Annotated in this window: 18 protein-coding genes and 1 pseudogene; 9 read left to right on the top strand and 10 right to left on the bottom strand. The window is 43.8% G+C overall.

The genetic code is table 11. The features are described from left to right. Nucleotides 1–14: 14 nt before the first annotated feature. Nucleotides 15–2,087 (bottom strand): transglycosylase domain-containing protein, encoded by a 2,073-nt coding sequence (locus NYE28_RS19475; RefSeq protein WP_326145182.1) that lies wholly within the window; start codon nt 2,085–2,087, stop codon nt 15–17. Between the two features lie 199 nt (nt 2,088–2,286). Here NYE28_RS19475 and speE point away from each other — a divergent pair, with 199 nt between their 5' ends. The 3 genes from speE (at nt 2,287) to NYE28_RS19460 (ending at nt 4,434) form a co-directional block, all read left to right on the top strand. Continuing rightward, nucleotides 2,287–3,117: a spermidine synthase gene (gene speE, locus NYE28_RS19470; protein ID WP_003151052.1), complete on the top strand. Its 831-nt coding sequence runs from the start codon at nt 2,287–2,289 to the stop codon at nt 3,115–3,117. A gap of 58 nt (nt 3,118–3,175) precedes the next feature. Next, nucleotides 3,176–4,048: an agmatinase gene (gene speB, locus NYE28_RS19465; RefSeq protein WP_342490222.1), complete on the top strand. Its 873-nt coding sequence runs from the start codon at nt 3,176–3,178 to the stop codon at nt 4,046–4,048. Nucleotides 4,049–4,215: 167 nt separating this feature from the next. Next, a complete protein-coding gene (locus tag NYE28_RS19460) occupies nt 4,216–4,434 on the top strand; it encodes a LuxR C-terminal-related transcriptional regulator (protein ID WP_003151056.1) in 219 nt (72 codons plus the stop codon). A gap of 590 nt (nt 4,435–5,024) precedes the next feature. Here NYE28_RS19460 and NYE28_RS19455 read toward each other — a convergent pair. From NYE28_RS19455 to NYE28_RS19425, 7 genes are all read right to left on the bottom strand, one after another. Continuing rightward, nucleotides 5,025–5,537, bottom strand: a complete 513-nt coding sequence (locus NYE28_RS19455; protein ID WP_031304384.1) for a stage II sporulation protein M — start codon at nt 5,535–5,537, stop codon at nt 5,025–5,027. Between the two features lie 43 nt (nt 5,538–5,580). After that, nucleotides 5,581–5,862, bottom strand: coding sequence for a hypothetical protein (locus tag NYE28_RS19450; RefSeq protein WP_007407643.1), 282 nt, complete (start codon nt 5,860–5,862; stop codon nt 5,581–5,583). 185 nt (nt 5,863–6,047) lie between these two features. After that, nucleotides 6,048–6,233: a DUF4177 domain-containing protein gene (locus NYE28_RS19445; RefSeq protein ID WP_007407642.1), complete on the bottom strand. Its 186-nt coding sequence runs from the start codon at nt 6,231–6,233 to the stop codon at nt 6,048–6,050. Nucleotides 6,234–6,267: 34 nt separating this feature from the next. Beyond that, nucleotides 6,268–6,471 carry a hypothetical protein gene (locus NYE28_RS19440; RefSeq protein ID WP_007407641.1) on the bottom strand — a complete coding sequence of 68 codons (204 nt, stop codon included), beginning with the start codon at nt 6,469–6,471 and terminating at the stop codon, nt 6,268–6,270. 13 nt (nt 6,472–6,484) lie between these two features. Then, nucleotides 6,485–6,688: a helix-turn-helix transcriptional regulator gene (locus tag NYE28_RS19435; RefSeq protein WP_007407640.1), complete on the bottom strand. Its 204-nt coding sequence runs from the start codon at nt 6,686–6,688 to the stop codon at nt 6,485–6,487. A gap of 197 nt (nt 6,689–6,885) precedes the next feature. Continuing rightward, on the bottom strand, nt 6,886–7,005 hold the full coding sequence (locus NYE28_RS19430; RefSeq protein WP_015240778.1) for a PhrC/PhrF family phosphatase-inhibitory pheromone: 120 nt from the start codon (nt 7,003–7,005) through the stop codon (nt 6,886–6,888). After that, nucleotides 6,989–8,134 carry a tetratricopeptide repeat protein gene (locus tag NYE28_RS19425; protein WP_015240777.1) on the bottom strand — a complete coding sequence of 382 codons (1,146 nt, stop codon included), beginning with the start codon at nt 8,132–8,134 and terminating at the stop codon, nt 6,989–6,991. The genes NYE28_RS19430 and NYE28_RS19425 overlap by 17 nt, the downstream gene beginning before the upstream one ends. A gap of 230 nt (nt 8,135–8,364) precedes the next feature. Here NYE28_RS19425 and NYE28_RS19420 point away from each other — a divergent pair, with 230 nt between their 5' ends. Both NYE28_RS19420 and NYE28_RS19415 read left to right on the top strand, forming a co-directional pair. Next, on the top strand, nt 8,365–9,720 hold the full coding sequence (locus NYE28_RS19420; RefSeq protein ID WP_015240776.1) for a YncE family protein: 1,356 nt from the start codon (nt 8,365–8,367) through the stop codon (nt 9,718–9,720). A 39-nt stretch (nt 9,721–9,759) separates the two neighbouring features. Beyond that, entirely contained in the window at nt 9,760–11,136 is a 1,377-nt protein-coding gene (locus NYE28_RS19415; RefSeq protein WP_326146219.1) for a YncE family protein, read from the top strand. Nucleotides 11,137–11,142: 6 nt separating this feature from the next. On the opposite strand, the pseudogene NYE28_RS19410 reads toward NYE28_RS19415, so the two are convergent. Then, nucleotides 11,143–11,655: pseudogene (locus NYE28_RS19410) on the bottom strand (bacteriocin biosynthesis protein AlbG); the annotation flags it as partial. 153 nt (nt 11,656–11,808) lie between these two features. Between NYE28_RS19410 and NYE28_RS19405 the strand changes: the two are divergent. From NYE28_RS19405 to NYE28_RS19390, 4 genes are all read left to right on the top strand, one after another. Further along, on the top strand, nt 11,809–12,237 hold the full coding sequence (locus tag NYE28_RS19405; RefSeq protein ID WP_007407634.1) for a DUF1934 domain-containing protein: 429 nt from the start codon (nt 11,809–11,811) through the stop codon (nt 12,235–12,237). Further along, on the top strand, nt 12,234–13,904 hold the full coding sequence (gene argS, locus NYE28_RS19400; protein ID WP_342490221.1) for an arginine--tRNA ligase: 1,671 nt from the start codon (nt 12,234–12,236) through the stop codon (nt 13,902–13,904). The genes NYE28_RS19405 and argS overlap by 4 nt, the downstream gene beginning before the upstream one ends. A 133-nt stretch (nt 13,905–14,037) precedes the next feature. Next, nucleotides 14,038–15,228: a nitrate transporter NarK gene (narK, locus tag NYE28_RS19395; protein ID WP_007407632.1), complete on the top strand. Its 1,191-nt coding sequence runs from the start codon at nt 14,038–14,040 to the stop codon at nt 15,226–15,228. A 97-nt stretch (nt 15,229–15,325) separates the two neighbouring features. Next, nucleotides 15,326–16,042 carry a Crp/Fnr family transcriptional regulator gene (locus NYE28_RS19390; RefSeq protein ID WP_007407631.1) on the top strand — a complete coding sequence of 239 codons (717 nt, stop codon included), beginning with the start codon at nt 15,326–15,328 and terminating at the stop codon, nt 16,040–16,042. A 31-nt stretch (nt 16,043–16,073) separates the two neighbouring features. On the opposite strand, the gene NYE28_RS19385 is transcribed toward NYE28_RS19390, so the two are convergent. After that, nucleotides 16,074–16,793 carry a YwiC-like family protein gene (locus NYE28_RS19385; protein ID WP_160223330.1) on the bottom strand — a complete coding sequence of 240 codons (720 nt, stop codon included), beginning with the start codon at nt 16,791–16,793 and terminating at the stop codon, nt 16,074–16,076. Nucleotides 16,794–16,872: the final 79 nt, after the last annotated feature.

Raw genomic sequence — 16,872 nt, 5'->3', positions numbered from 1 at the left:
GCAATGCACCGGGCTCAGTCTTTTTTGCCGAGCCACTTATCCCACCATTTTTTGCGCGGAGCTTCTTTGCGGGCGGGGGCGTGTTCCTTTTCTTTTTTAGAAGGTTCCGGTCCGTAGCACACATCCGCGGGCTCAGTGCCTGCGATGAAATACGTATAATGCTTTGCGGCGCAGCCGGGTCCCGAAGTGTAGCCGGAAGCGGGATCGATATAGACGCCCGTGACGCCCTTCGGCGGTTTAAGCGCTATTTCCGGTTCTCCTTCGAGCGCCTTCTCCATAAAGTCCGCCCAAATCGTCTTCGCATAGCTTTTTTCCTCTACTGAATCAATCGTGCTGCTTTTGTCATAGCCTGTCCATACACCGGCGGCAAGAGCGGGATTAAAGCCGATCATCCAGCTGTCTGCGCTCGTCGTGCCTGATTTACCGCTATAGGTTCGGGTCAGCCGGTCAGAAATGGTGCGTCCAGTGACGGAAGTATAGCCGTTTAAATCCTGATCAAACATGCCCGTCATCATGCTCGCCGTCACAAAAGCGGCTTTTTTATCAAGCGTCTGCTGATGTCCGCGCGGCTGTTCATACAAGACGTTGCCGGCGGTATCCGTCACTTTTGTGATAAAGGAAGGGGTGATTTGTTTTCCCCCGTTTGCGAGCATCGCGTAGGCATTAACCATCTCAATCGGGCGCACGGGTTCAGTTCCGAGCGCCAGAGACGGAAGAGGCTTTAAATGTTCGCTGATGCCGAATTCCTTTGCCGCCGACACGAGCTTATTCATGCCGAGAAAGAGATGGGTCTTCACGGCATAAATGTTGTCTGATAACGCAAGCGCCTGAAGCAGCGTAATCGGTTTATTGGCGTAGTAGCCGTTGTAATTGCTTGGAGAATAAGTATCTCCGTTGTCGTCAATCTGGAACTCTGTGGCTTCGCTTTTCATCAGCGTGACCGGTGTAAAGCCGCTTTGAATCGCTTTGTAGTACAAAAGCGGCTTGATCGTGGAAGCCGGCTGCCGTTTCGCCTGTGTCGCCCGGTCAAACGGGCTTTTTTCGTAGTCACGTCCGCCGAGAAGCGCAAGCACGCGCCCTGTTGCCGGATCAATCGCGGAAAAGCCGACCTGAATGTCAGAGCCGGTACGGATCGTATGTGCCACAGTGTTTTCCGCAATCCGCTGCATGCGCTTATCAAGCGTCGTATAAACACGCAATCCGCTCGTTGCCAGCTGTTCGCGCGTCATGCCGAGCTTTTTCTCGAGTTCTTTCATCGCATCATCGTAAAAATAAGGCGCCGTTTTCGCCGCGGTTCTGTTTTTCAGCGGCTGATAGGCAAGCGGCGTTTTCTTAAGCCTTTCCGCCTTTTCTTTTGAGATCATTTTTTGGCCGATCATCAGTCGGAGAATGGTTTCCTGGCGCTGTTTGGCCTTCTTTTCGCTGACATATGGCGAATAGCCGGACGGGCCTTTCGGTATGCCCGCCAAAAGCACGGCTTCCGCATCGTTCAGATCTTTGGCGTGTTTGCCGAAATACAGGCGGGAGGCGGCTTCAATTCCATATGCGCCGTGGCCGTAATATATCGTATTTACATAACCTTCTAAAATCTCGTTTTTAGAATAGTTCTGTTCAAGGCGGATCGTGTAAAATGCTTCATTCCATTTTCGTTTCCATGTCTTATCATGCTCAAGGTAGAGATTTCTCGCGTATTGCTGGGTGATGGTGCTTGCGCCCTGAACCTTGGCCATTGCCTTTATGTCAGCCAGCGCGGCGGCGGCCATCCGCAGGTAATCAAAACCGTGGTGATTGTAAAAGTTTTGATCCTCCACCGCTATGGCGGCCTGCACTGCTATCGGATTGATATCTTTTAACCGGACCCAGTAGCGCTTTTCCCCGAAATCGGTCTCACCTAGCTTTGAGCCGTCATTTGCATAAAGAATCGTAGACTGAGGAACCCGGACGGAGGGGGCCCCCTGCCATTTCGCTGCAAGAAGAACGGATGTGAAGCAGACGCCGGCCAGCATTCCGCCGATCAGTGTCAGAAAGATGCAGGCACGGATGATTTTGAATGTGATTCTGAGCTGTTTTCCAGATACTTTATCCACTTTTGGGGACCCCCTTTTTCATGATTCTATTATTATGTGAAAAAAGGGGGTTTTTTAAACATATCAAACCGGACACTTCTTTACTTTTTCCCCTCCATCCTCTATACTTTTTCCTTAGGTGAAAATGAGATTTTAACCGGAATAAAAGCGATACAGACGCTTACAATAAATGAAATAAGCCTTGAAAGGGAGATGACAATTGAGCGAGCTTTGGTATACGGAGAAGCAGACGAAGAATTTCGGCATTACATTAAAGGTGAAACAAACATTACATACGGAACAGACGGAATTTCAGCATCTGGAAATGGTGGAGACAGAAGAATTCGGCAACATGCTGTTCTTAGACGGAATGGTCATGACTTCTGAAAAAGACGAATTTGTCTATCATGAAATGGTTGCGCACGTCCCGTTATTTACGCACCCGAATCCGGAAAACGTCCTCGTTGTCGGCGGCGGAGACGGCGGTGTCATCAGAGAGATTCTGAAGCACCCAAGCGTAAAAAAAGCGACGCTTGTCGACATTGACGGCAAGGTTATTGAATACTCTAAAAAATTCCTTCCGTCCATTGCGGGCAAGCTTGATGATCCGCGCGTCGACGTGAGAGTCGATGACGGTTTCATGCACATCGCGAAATCAGAGAATGAGTATGACGTCATCATGGTTGATTCAACAGAACCGGTCGGACCGGCCGTCAATCTGTTCTCAAAAGGCTTCTATGCCGGAATTTCCAAGGCGTTAAAAGAAGACGGCATCTTCGTCGCGCAGACGGACAACCCGTGGTTTACACCGGAGCTGATTACAAACGTACAGCGTGACGTGAAAGAAATCTTCCCGATCACCCGCCTGTATACGGCTAATATCCCGACGTACCCAAGCGGCTTGTGGACATTTACGATCGGTTCTAAAAAGTACGATCCGCTTGAAGTGGAGGACAGCCGTTTCTTTGACATCGACACGAAATATTACACGAAAGAGCTTCACAAAGCGGCATTTGTTCTTCCGAAATTTGTGAGCGACTTAATCAAATAAAAACGTACGGCGCAGGAGCGAATCTTGCGCTTTTTTACAGGAAAGCGAGGGTTTTATCATGAGGTTTGATGAAGCATATTCAGGAAAAGTATTTATCGCAAGCCGCCCCGACTGGAAAGAGGCGGACGCCATCCTTTACGGCATGCCGATGGATTGGACGGTCAGCTACCGTCCGGGTTCGCGTTTCGGCCCGGGGAGAATCCGCGAGGTGTCTATCGGTCTTGAAGAATACAGCCCGTATCTCGACCGTGACTTGGCTGATTTGAATTTCTTTGACGCCGGCGACATTCCGCTTCCGTTCGGCAATCCGCAAAGAAGCCTTGATATGATTGAAGAATACGTGGACAGCATTTTAGAAAAAGGAAAGTTCCCGCTCGGCATGGGAGGGGAGCACCTTGTATCATGGCCTGTCATAAAAGCCATTTATAAGAAGTTTCCGGACCTTGCCATCATTCATTTTGACGCGCACACCGACCTGCGCACGGATTATGAAGGCGAACCGCTTTCCCACTCTACTCCGATCCGCAAAGCGGCCGAGCTCATCGGGCCGCAAAACGTATTTTCATTCGGCATCCGTTCCGGAATGAAGGAAGAATTTGAATGGGCGAAAGAAAACGGCATGCACATTTCTAAGTTTGAAGTGCTTGAGCCGCTGAAAAAAGTGCTGCCGCAGCTTGCGGGACGCCCTGTTTATGTCACCATCGATATCGACGTTCTTGATCCCGCTCATGCGCCGGGAACGGGCACGGTTGACGCAGGAGGCATCACGTCTAAAGAATTGCTCGCGTCCATCCATGAAATCGCGCGCTCAGAAGTCAATGTAAAAGGTGCTGACCTCGTAGAAGTCGCGCCGGTCTATGACCACTCAGAACAAACCGCAAACACGGCAAGCAAGATGATTCGTGAAATGCTGCTTGGGTTTGTGAAATAAAAGAAAATCCCCCGCTTGAAACATGCGGGGGATTTTTATATTGTATATAAACTACTTAGAAGTTAGTAAAAGCAACATATTATTTTACCATTAACAATTGATGTTATTGATAAAAATTATATAATAGGGTATTATTTAGTAAATGCATCTTTAGAAAGGAAGTTAGAATGAAAACAGCAGTAGAAAATGAATTGGAATTAAAAAAGATTGAAATTTCAGTAATTAAACTGATAATTGCTGAAAAACCTAATAAAGAGATCGCTAAGTCATTAAACTACTCGCAGCGTAATGTCGAATATATCATAGCCGGTCTCTGTAAAAAGTGGAATGTGAGTACTAGAGTCGGTATTGTTTCGGAAGCATATAAAAGGAATTGTATACAGTGAACGAAATGAAAGAAAAACCCCTATTGAGGGGGTTTATTTATATATGCTAAAAAAACATTCTATACAGGAATGCCGTAAAAATAAAAACTGAGATTGTCAGGTAGTTCAAATTTGTTCTCCATTTCAGAAGAATAAACAAAAGAAATAAGTATGCAATATTGAACAAATCAAAGATAGAAAAAATCAAATGATTACTTGTGAAAAATAAACTAGTGTTTGGATGTTCTGCGAAAATGTTTTTGAATGATATAAGAAAAAACTTAATTGCGACCGGGATGTTAGAAAACATAAATAGGGAATAAAAGGTTTTAATCTTAATTTGAGCGCCAAGAAAATTTATAATGAGAAATAATACAAATCCTTCAAAAATCACCCCGAACATTAAAAGTAACAGCGCGGCTATCGCAATGATATAATCTAAATGTTTTACTTGCTCAACAACTTGTATAGGGATGTTTTTGGGAATTAAACTTTTCATAAAAGGTAATAGGGAACTTAAATAAAAAGCTAACCCGATAATATAAAACAAAAATGAGGACAAAAAATTAATGTTTCGGTCCTTAAATGAAGATAATTCAATTTGCATAATCCTAAGAGACTCCTTTTATAAAGATAGGTGTAATAAATGTTTCTAACATAGCTGCTATCATTAAACCGAGAAATATAATACCAATATATTTAAAAGTGAATTTTAAATTTATTTTGAGGAGTAATAAATCCAAAGTTAATTTCATTCCTACAGAAGCTGCAAGAAGCAATACCGGGACTTCAATTATTCCATGGGGTATAACAAGCAGTAAAAGGTTTAAATTGTCTTTGATGTTTCCTATGGCATTTCCTAAAATTAATCCATTAATAATTAAAACTGCAATCGTGCCAAGTGACAGCGTCAACGGGCCTAAAAAAACAAGCAGACTCGCTACTTTAATATTATTAAAGAAAATCTGAAAAAAATCCGGACGGATATTTCGATTTAGATTATTTACATTTGAAGCGGGATCTGTATAAAAATATGCTGTAAATAAAGCAATTAAAAATAAGATAAGACAGAGTATGTACAATTTGACTAAAACGTTCTTTTTAAACAAAGTATTTTCATCCATTCGTTTAAGGGACTGCCAGGGATATTGAATTTAATGTTTTATATTAAGCTGCTGCTGTACTTGCTGCAGCCAATTGTTCTAAAACGGCTAATGGCAAGCCTGCACCAAGAGATCCTAAAACAGTAATGATAGCCAGGACTGAACCCGTTGCAGTGATAGCACTGACAATCCAACTAGGAGCTATTATTCCAGCTCTGTTTAAAATATCGATGACATCCATGCTTAAATGATTATGTTTTATACTGAAAAGAGCGAGAACAATGATTCCTGATGCTACTAATGTAAAAATCGCTTTACTATTTTGTGTTTTTAAAAGTAGACTCATTTTTTCCTCCAATTTTTTCAATATCCCCAGCAAGTTAAATAATAAAATATATTGGAAGCTATTTGAATTGCGGATTTCCGAAAAAATATTTAAGAGGTGAAATCCGTTAAGGTATCTGCTGGCTTATTTTAGTACAAAGAAAGCCGGACCATATGTATGATCCGGCTTTCTTTGTACTGAAACATTTATACTTTTTTTTCAAGAATAATATCAAAATAATCGGCTGCCCCATAACCTGAAATAGGAGGAGCAAATATTTGAACCAGCTTCCATCCTTGCTGCGAATACTTTTCAATAATTTCTTTATAGTCTTCTTTAGGCTTTCCTTTCCATCGGTTTACTTCTACTTTTATAAACTTATATTCGTACATTGCTGTATAATCCTCCGGAAGTGTATTGGAATTGTTACCTTGTTTTTCGATTATGATAAACTTGAATCCATAAATAGAGCGCGCAGCCTATTAAAAGTATTGGAAATTGCCATCCTGTATTTCCGTTTTTAAAATAATCTATTAATGACCATATCAGTAAAGCGACAGTATAAAAACTAAATGCTATTCTGGCGGCTATACCCGATTGGTGTTTTTGCATCTCATCCATTTTCTTCATAAGAACCGCTCCCTTACTTTTTTTTGGCGTTATAGTTGAATACTTTATCTATTCCCGTATTTAATGCGTGAGCTATCGAAAAAGCCAGACTTAAAGTCGGGTCATATTTATTATTTTCAATTGCATTGATGGTTTGCCTGGTCACATTGCAGAGCTTAGCCAGATCATTTTGTGAAATATCAGCTGCTGTTCTAAGTTTTTTAATATTGTTATCCACTAAAACCCTCCTTAAATATTTTTGTTTTTATTTTAAATTTTCAAATTTATATATATTTATTTTAAATAATATATGTATATGTGTCAAATACTTTTTACACATTTGAATTTTAAGGTATACTTTTTGTTTTTGCAAATTAGTTGTTTATATAAAAAACGGCTTGCAGTTTAACCTGCAAGCCTAAAAGTAATCATCATTTAAATCATTCCGCGCTGAGCAACTTCAAATTGATGTTTCGGTGCACTTGCGATGTCGGCTGAAACAAAAACAGTGCTTATTGCCAAGCAAGTAAGTGCTAATTTATACTTCAATTTCATACAACTTCACACCTCCTTGAATCTGCTGTCTTGTTTCTTCCACCTTTAAAAAATATGCGGAAGCCTTCTCGAAATTTTCTCTTTCATGATAATATTTTGCCACATCTAAGGCAAAATCTTCAAGATCAGCATACATCGATTTATCTCTGAGAAAGTCAAAACATTCCATGATTGCTTCTTCATCAGGCTCACCGACATACAAAGATTCCAAAAATTCATACTCGACTATATATAGGGAATCTTCTGCCTCCTCTGCATAAGATACCCCTTTGTCATGATATTGTCTGGCTATGGCCATATTTCCGATTTTATAATGTATTTGTGTGATTAAGAAATAGGCTTGCGGGAGAGAAGTGATGATGTTCCCATCTTCAAAAACAGCTATTGCCCGTTTTATGTAATCAATGGCTGGTTTGTAATTTTCTTGGCTGTTAAAACAAAGTCCGATATTATATAGAGTCCGGCCCATTAATTGTGGCTGCTGTTCTGCCTCTGCCATGGCATAAGCCTTTTTAAAATGCTGAATTGCTTCATCATATTGCTTTAAGTCAAGAAAGTTGGTAGCGAACAATGAATGGCACTGAAGCACCCTTATATTATATGCCTCCTGCTTATGATAAATTTCATAAGCCTGCCGGGCATAATCCATAGAAAAATATGTCTGTTTCATATAATAGTAGGACTCTGACATCTTAAAATAAAATTCAGCTTTCTCGATACAATCTTTGACAAAATCAAGCTTATATTCAGCTTTCTTAAAAAACTGAATCGCTGAAAGATATTCACGGCATTCCAGCTCATACATCCCCCGGAAGAAATTAAAATAATAATCAAGACGTCCGGTCAGCCGGGCCTGCTTTTTATCAATATCCGCGAGCAGATCCGATAGTCTCGGCTGTTCTTCTATCCGCTGCGATTCCAGCGGTTCGAGGTATTCGAGCATCAGATTATGGCGGAATTCCATGAGAGAATAGTATAGATGAAGATCCTGATCATCTTCCAGACCTGCAAGTTCTTCTTTGATTTCTCTCCGCAAGTACTCGGCGTCCGGGATGCTGAACCTTCGAATGTACATATACCATTCGTTGATTTTTTCTCCAACCGCTGAAGATGATAAAACACTCGCCACTATTCCCAATCCCTCCCTTCCACGTTATGTATATGACATATTTTATCATTTTCATTCGGAAGGATAGCGCAAAAATACCGCAATGTTTTCTTTCGTTAAAACCGCATGTCTGCGGATATCATTTCAAAAATCCACTATTATCCCCACAATTTGTACAAGCAAACAAATCCACCTTCCCATATTCTGTTGTATCTGCGTGAGCAGTGTATGTCTGAAAAGGAAGTGAAGATATGAGAAATAACAAGCTTTCCTTTAAAGAAAAAGCAGGAGCCGCACAAGAAGAATGTTTATGTTTTTGCGAGGAAGAAGCAAGCCGTGAAGCGATGTTTCAAGCGCCGATTGAATTGCCTGAGGGGTTTGTTGTTGATCCGGCTGAAGCTGTTGCAAACGTGACGTGGAATGCAGACAGCCTTTCTTGTGTCATTGAACGCTGTTTCATTGAGACGGGGCCAGAGCCTGATGAAATCGGTGTTCAATTCGCAGTGCGCCTGCAGGGAACTGTTACGCTTCTCGTCAGTGTCTCACCAGTGCGAAATCAATATGGACAAGGGAACGGGTCTGTTTCTGTCATCCGCAATGCAGAGATTGACCAAGTCGTCTATTATTCTGATGAACCCGATGATTGCCCGGATGTCAGTGACATTACGATCGAGAACCTTATTGTCGTTCCGCCATTCTATGGCAGTCCTTTATCGGTGACGGGCACGATTGTGTTTGTTCCTGAGCCGGAACCCGTTTATGCGTTTACAGCGAATCCAAATGATCAATCAGTTTCTGTGATTGATACAAACACTCATACTGTTGTGACAACGATTGCTCTACCGTACCGGCCGACAGGTATTGAAATAACTCCGGATAAAAGCGCTGTGTTTGTTTTGCACTTCAACAATAATGTGATTTCTGTCATCGATTATGACACTTTAACAGTGACAGCATCCATACTGCTGGATCAGCCGCCTGGATCGATAAAATGTATCCCAAATCATGAGTTTGCTTATGTTCTCGGCGATACTGCGATTTATGTGATTGGAATTGATACGTTAACTGTGGATAGGTCGATTCCTGTGGAAGGATTTGATTTTGCAATTGATCCCAATGGGTTATTCGCCTATGTTCTTGATTTTGGTTTAGTGCAAAAAGTGGACCTATTCACCGGTGAAGTCACAGGAACGATTGAACGAGAGCTTATCGTATCATCCATAGAAACAAATTGGCCGGAGCGGTATGCGTATGTCTTAGAACAAGAATTCTTATTCAATTATTTGACGGTTATTGACTTAAATACGTTTACGATCAGCATTACCCAAGAGCTGGAGCCTGATGGCCAATATGTAATGTTTACGAGTGGATCAGAGGTGTATTTACATGACAGCTTCACTGGCAATTTATATGCTGTCAGTCCGAATGGTGCAGGCGTTATAGGAAATGTTCCGCAATCGGCAAGAGACTTTGCGTTTACTCCGAATGGCGAATTTCTGTATGCTGCTCATTTTTTAGAGCAGAACATCACTGTTTACAACACGGATGATTATTCTGTGGAAACTGTGATATCTCTTGGGGTTTCACCGGGAGATATTGTGATTTAACCAACTGCATGCTGTACATTTCTAAAAGGACGTGAATTCATGAAAAAGAATGATCTGTCTGCTTTACAGGAAAATTGTTTCTGTTTTTGTGATGAGGAAATTAGCAGAGAAGCGCCGTTTCAAGTGCCGATTGACATTCCCGAGGGGTTCACCATTGATTCTGCCGAAGCAGCTGCGACGGTTACATGGAGTACTGATCATTTATTATGTATCAGTGAGCCTTGCTTAATCCAGACTGGGCCGGAAGCAGAAGATATCGGTGTTCGATATGCCGTGAGAGTAAAAGGGACCGTTACGCTTCTTGTCAGTGTGTCGCCTGTACGAAATCAATATGGACAAGGGGACGGGTCTGTTTCTGTGATTCATACTGAAGAGATTGATCAAGTTGTTTATTATGCAGCGCAGTCTGGCCGCTGTCCTGATTTCAGTCAAATAACAGTGGAAGATCTTCTCATTGTACCGCCTTTCTACGGCAGTCCGCTTACGGTGGCCGGGACACTTGTTTTACCGCCACCGCCAGACCCTCAATCGTATGTGTTTACAGCCAATTCAGGAGACAGCACGGTTTCGGTTATTGATTCAGATTTAAACACTGTTGTAAAAACAATCCCTTTTTCTGACGTGCCAACTAATCTAGGCGTTACTTTCGATAAAGCTTTCACGTATGTCCTCCATGGGAATACCAACCTTGTCTCAGTGCTAGATAATAAAACATTAACCATCATAAATACCATCACTGTTGGAGGAGGGCCGAGAAAGGTTGAATTTGATTCAACAGATGAGTTCGCGTACGTGATGGCCGCCGGCTCTATATATATGATCAACATGGCCTCTCAATCGGTCATTGATGTCATTCCGATACCCGGCGCTTTAGACTTTGCTCTTGATCCGAATGGACAGTATGTCTATACCGCTAATGGAAGCAGTTGGTCGGTTGATAAATATGATGTAAATACTGGGCAGTTGGTAGAAAGTATCATAGATACATTTGAATTTCCCAGTTTAATTGCCACTCCTTACGCTGGAAATTTTGCGTATGTGTTGAATGGTGAGCTGCTGCCGAAAGGTGTAACGGAGATCAGTTTGTCACCATTAAGCAGGGGAGGCGACTTCAACCGTTTATTTGAAACGCTGAGGACGATTGTATTTTCTCGCGATAGCACTAGGGCTTATTTTCTAGAGCCATATAGTGAACCGTTTCTCATTAATAACTTATACGTAGTTAATACGGCTGGACAGAGGATCATTGCAAACGTGTCTCTGCCCGGCGCCTTTGACCTCGCCGTAACACCTGATAATCAGTACATTTATGCAGCACAGCCCGGCGACAATACCGTAACCGTGTACCGCACGAGTGATTATACAGCCATGACGGTGATTCCGGTTGGGACTGGTCCGTCAGCGATTGCGATGTAGCTTATTTCACAGGTTGAGAGAAGCAGAGCTGCGATAAAAAAATCGTTTATAAATAAATGAGCCGATCTGCTGGATGGCAGCCAGGATGATTAAAAACAGCAGTTCACTTATGGTGAAACTGAGCATCCGCCAAACCCCGGCTCCTGTCAGCGCTCCCGCATGCCCTTTTTTGAACAGGCTGACATGCTGGAAAAGCTGCAGCAAGTACGTCCGCATAAAATACAATAAATACAAAATCAGTAACACCGCGAGTCCCATTGATACGGCAAGGGGCGTGTGAAAGCGGAAAGGGACGGCTTTGACGATTTCGAACACGCAGCCGAATATGATGACTTGGCATAATACAGCAGCAATCACGTGTGTTTGGCGGACGTTTTTATAGCTGTCACGCAGCGCTTTGACATCGTTGGCATTTCTGCTGCACAATCTATGTTGCCGGAAGTCGCAGCAGCTTCGATGAGACTGTGTGAGTTTCTGAAAAGCTGCTGTCATGTTTTTTACGGATTGGGTGACATAGTGATATGATTTTCTCTTCTCATAAGGAACTGCTTTTTATGAGGTTTATCTTCAAATCTAATGAGCAATGATGGTAAGATAGAAGCAGTTGAAGTTTACAAGCTGAATGATTATACTATTCAAGTCAAAGTGGAATGATGAAAAGGACGTGTCAAAATGAAGCAAGAGACACCGATAACACTCCATGTGAAGTCTGTGATCGAGGATGACGGAAATGATGAAGTCATCGAATTCCGTACTACCGGATTTTACTATGTAAAACAACAAAAAGTGTATCTATCTTATTATGAAGAACACGACCTAGGCAAAGTAAAAACGATTGTGAAGGTGAGCGAAGGCGAAGTCCTGATCATGAGGTCAGGCGCTGTTAAAATGAATCAGCGTTTCATAACGGGAGCTTCCACAATTGCGAAATATAAAATGTCATTTGGTGAGCTTGAGCTGGAAACAAGCACAAAATCGATTCAATCTGATCTCGGTGAAGAAAAAGGCCGAATCAGCATCGCATATGACATGCATGTCGGAGACGGGCAGCAGCATTTACATAATATGACGATCACGTATGAGGGAGGAACTCACGCATGAACATTGCGGAACAAATGAAGGACGTGCTGAAGGAAGAAATCAAAGCGGCCGTTCTGAAAGCGGGCCTGGCGGACGAAAGCCAGATTCCAAGCGTACTGTTAGAAACGCCGAAAGAAAAAACACACGGTGATTATTCCACAAACATGGCGATGCAGCTGGCGAGAATCGCAAAAAAAGCGCCGCGCCAAATCGCTGAGGAGATCGTGGCGTCATTTGATAAAGGCAAAGCTTCCATTGAAAAGATGGATATTGCGGGACCTGGCTTTATCAACTTTTACATGAACAACAGCTACTTAACAAAACTGATTCCGTCCGTGCTTGAAGCGGGTGAACATTACGGAGAGACAAACATCGGACAAGGCGAAAAGATTCAGGTCGAATTCGTATCAGCCAACCCGACGGGAGATCTTCACTTAGGCCATGCGCGCGGCGCGGCGGTAGGTGACGCGCTGTGCAGCGTTCTTTCTAAAGCGGGCTATGATGTGAGCCGCGAGTACTATATTAATGATGCGGGCAACCAGATTAACAACCTGGCGCTTTCCGTTGAAGTCCGTTATTTTGAAGCGCTCGGTCTCGAGAAACCGATGCCGGAAGACGGCTACCGCGGCGAGGATATTATCGCCATCGGGAAAAAGCTTGCCGAAGATTTCGGCGACCGTTTCGTACATGAAGAGGAGAGCGAACGTCAGGCGTTTTTCCGTGAATACGGCTTAAAGTACGAGCTTGATAAACTTCGCTCCGACCTGGAAAATTTCCGCGTACCGTTTGACGTATGGTATTCTGAAACGTCACTGTACGAAAACGGAAAAATTGATCAGGCGCTTGAGGCGCTTCGCGAAAAGGGCCATGTATACGAAGAGGACGGCGCGACATGGTTCTGCTCCACAACGTTCGGCGACGATAAAGACCGTGTGCTGATCAAAAAAGACGGCTCATACACTTATTTGCTGCCGGATATCGCATACCATAAAGACAAACTTGACCGCGGATTCGACAAGCTCATCAATGTATGGGGCGCGGATCACCACGGGTATATTCCGCGTATGAAAGCGGCAATTGAAGCGCTCGGTTACAAGAAAGGCACATTGGAAGTTGAGATCATTCAGCTCGTTCATTTATACAAAAACGGCGAAAAAATGAAGATGAGCAAACGTACGGGGAAAGCCGTAACGATGCGCGACTTGATTGAAGAAGTCGGCTTGGATGCCGTGCGTTATTTCTTCGCGATGCGCAGTGCTGATACGCACATGGATTTTGACTTGGATCTTGCCGTATCCACATCTAACGAAAACCCTGTGTATTATGCACAATACGCACATGCACGTATTTGCAGCATGCTTCGCCAAGGGGAGGAGCAGGGACTTAAACCGGCGGCAGATCTTGATTTCAGCCATATTCAATCAGAAAAAGAATATGACCTGCTGAAAACGATCGGCGGCTTCCCTGAGGCAGTGGCAGAAGCGGCGGAAAAACGCATTCCTCACCGTGTCACAAACTATATTTATGATCTGGCTTCCGCTCTGCACAGCTTCTACAATGCGGAGAAAGTCATCGATCCGGAAAATAAAGAGAAGAGCCGCGCGCGTCTCGCTTTAATGAAGGCGACGCAAATTACGCTGAACAATGCGCTTCAGCTGATCGGCGTATCGGCTCCGGAAAAAATGTAATGATGATCAAAGGACAAAGTCTTCGGGCTTTGTTCTTTTTTTGTATATAAAGCGTGTGATGTAATTCACAATCCCGCACACTGAGTTTTTGTATGATAAGACTGATATTGAATCAGTGAAAGGGGCAAGCCGAATGATCAATCGTCAACATATTCAATTATCGTTGCAGTCATTAAGCTTAGTGGCAGGGTTTATGGTGTGGGTGCTGATTTCATCGCTCATTTCTCAAATGACATCAGATATTCATTTAAGCAAAGGCGAAATTTCATTGGTGACGGCGATTCCCGTTATTCTCGGATCGCTTCTCCGTATTCCTTTAGGATATTTAACGAACAGGTACGGGGCGCGGCTGATGTTTATGATCAGCTTCATCCTGCTTTTGTTTCCTGTATTTTGGATCAGTATCGCGGATTCTTTATTTGATTTAATCGCGGGCGGCTTTTTCTTAGGGATCGGGGGAGCGGTATTCTCCATCGGAGTGACGTCCCTCCCGAAATATTATCCGAAAGAAAAGCACGGAGTCGTCAATGGGATTTACGGTGCCGGAAACATCGGGACCGCCGTTACTACCTTTGCGGCGCCGGTTATCGCTCAAGCCGCGGGATGGAAAGCAACCGTGCAGATGTATCTTGTTTTGCTGGCTGTTTTCGCATTACTGCACGTTTTGTTCGGCGACCGGCATGAGAAGAAAGTCAAAGTTTCCATAAAGACACAAATGAAAGCCGTTTACCGAAATCATGTGCTGTGGATGTTGAGCCTGTTTTATTTTATTACGTTCGGCGCCTTTGTCGCCTTTACCATCTATCTTCCGAATTTTTTGGTTGAGCATTTTGGGCTGAGCCCTGCGGACGCCGGTCTGCGGACGGCCGGCTTTATTGCGGTCTCTACGCTGCTCAGGCCTGTGGGAGGGTTTCTTGCAGATAAACTGAGCCCGCTCCGCATTCTGATGTTCGTTTTCGCAGGGCTTACGCTGTCAGGGGTCATGCTGTCATTCTCCCCGACGATCGGCCTTTATGCGTTTGGATCGCTGACGGTGGCAGTCTGCTCAGGGATTGGAAACGGGACGGTATTTAAACTGGTGCCTTTCTATTTTTCGAAGCAAGCGGGGATTGCCAACGGTATTGTGTCTGCTATGGGCGGACTGGGCGGTTTTTTCCCTCCGCTGATTCTGGCAAGTGTATTTCAGGCAACAGGCCAATACGCGATCGGGTTTATGGCGCTTTCAGAGGTCGCGTTAGCCAGCTTTGTTCTTGTGATCTGGATGTATTGGCAGGAAAGAATGAAAACACATACGGAGAGAAACAGTCAGAGCCTCAATTCATAATGATCCATTCACAAGATTGTTAGTTTTTTCTGGGTGAGTGCAAATCAAGTCACGTTACAATATACATACGCAACGTGACTTTCTTCGAGGTGAGCTCATGAATATTCTCTCTGTCCGAAAATCTGATAAAGAACTTCTTTCCCGCGAACTGCATGAATTGCTGGAATCGATCAGTACGAAAAGGAAAATGAAAAAACACACTTATTTGTTTCAAGAAGGAATGGATGCAAAAGAGCTTTATCTGATTCAGTCAGGACTCATTGAAATCGGCAAGCTGACATCTGACGGAAAAGACCTGACGCTTAGAATCTGCCAAAAAAACGATATTGTCGGGGAATTGACGCTATTCACAGATGAGCCGAGATATATGCTCAGTGCGAAAGTGTTAGAGGATGGCGAGGTGCTCGTCATTAATAAAAACAAGCTGGAGAAGGAATTGATCCAAAACGGTGTTTTGACGTTTGAATTTATGAAATGGATGAGCACCCATCTTCGAAAAATCCAGTCCAAGATCAGGGACCTGCTTCTTCACGGCAAAAAGGGGGCGCTCTATTCCACCCTTATCCGCTTATCAAACAGCTACGGGGTGGAACGAAGTGACGGGATTCTGATTAACATTGTGCTGACAAATCAGGATTTGGCCAAGTTTTGCGCGGCGGCAAGGGAGAGCGTCAACCGCATGCTGGGAGACCTCCGCAAACAAGGGGTTATTTCGATAGACGAAACCGGAAAAATTATTTTGCACAAGCGGGACTATTTACGATGCGAGATCGAGTGTGAAAATTGTCCGCTGGAGATCTGCAATATTGACTGAAAAAAACAAGGGCAGCCGGTGTCCTTGTTTTTCAGCTTGTGATACATATACACATGACGGCGAAAAAGAAGCCGGCATTTACGATTTCCAGAATGCCGAGCGTTTTCACCGGCCAGTCTCTTCCGTGAAAAAACCAGGCCCGCAGACTGCTTGGGATAAAAGCGAGAAACGCCCAGCCTGCCCCAAGAAGAGCCGATAAAAAGGGGAGCAAGAGGTGATATCCCCACGACCAGTATGCAAAGGTTCTGTTTTTTCTCTCCCGTATGACCGATTTCACATAAAAAGAACTCCCGACAAAAAATAAAGCGGATTGCAAGAATAGAAACCAGGCCCAGCCGTCAAGGGTTCCCGTTCCCAGCCAGCAGCTCGCAAGCCCGCCTGAACAAAAGAACAGAACACCTGCAATATCATTCGTGAGCGCCCGTTCGTTTTTTCGGCGGGCATAATGCGTATGTATGAGAAACAGCGGCAATAAAAAAACGCCGATCCAGACGAGCTGCGGCTTATGATAGACAGAAATGATCAAAAAGCAGCAGGCCGGAAAACCGTAATACCATATCCACTTTTGATAGGGCTGAAGCTGTTTCTTTTTCAAAGCGAGCGAAACGGGATAAACCGCTAAGTAAAGGAACAGCCAGCCTAGAAAGAGCGGAACATGCCAGAAAACCGGGCCTCCCTTGATCATGCCGAGTAAAAATGGAATCAGCAGCATCGCCCATGCGCCGTGCTGCTTCGGAATCATCGCCTTCATCGAAACCCTCCTTTTTATTTCATTATAAGTACATACACTCTCCTGATAAGTGACTTTTATCATACAAGCTGTGAAATAC

The organism is Bacillus sp. FSL R5-0443 (assembly GCF_038608285.1).
Taxonomy (GTDB): Bacteria; Bacillota; Bacilli; order Bacillales; family Bacillaceae; genus Bacillus; species Bacillus velezensis.
The sequence above is the reverse complement of the archived record's forward strand: the minus strand, read 5'-3'. Positions and strand labels throughout refer to the sequence as shown.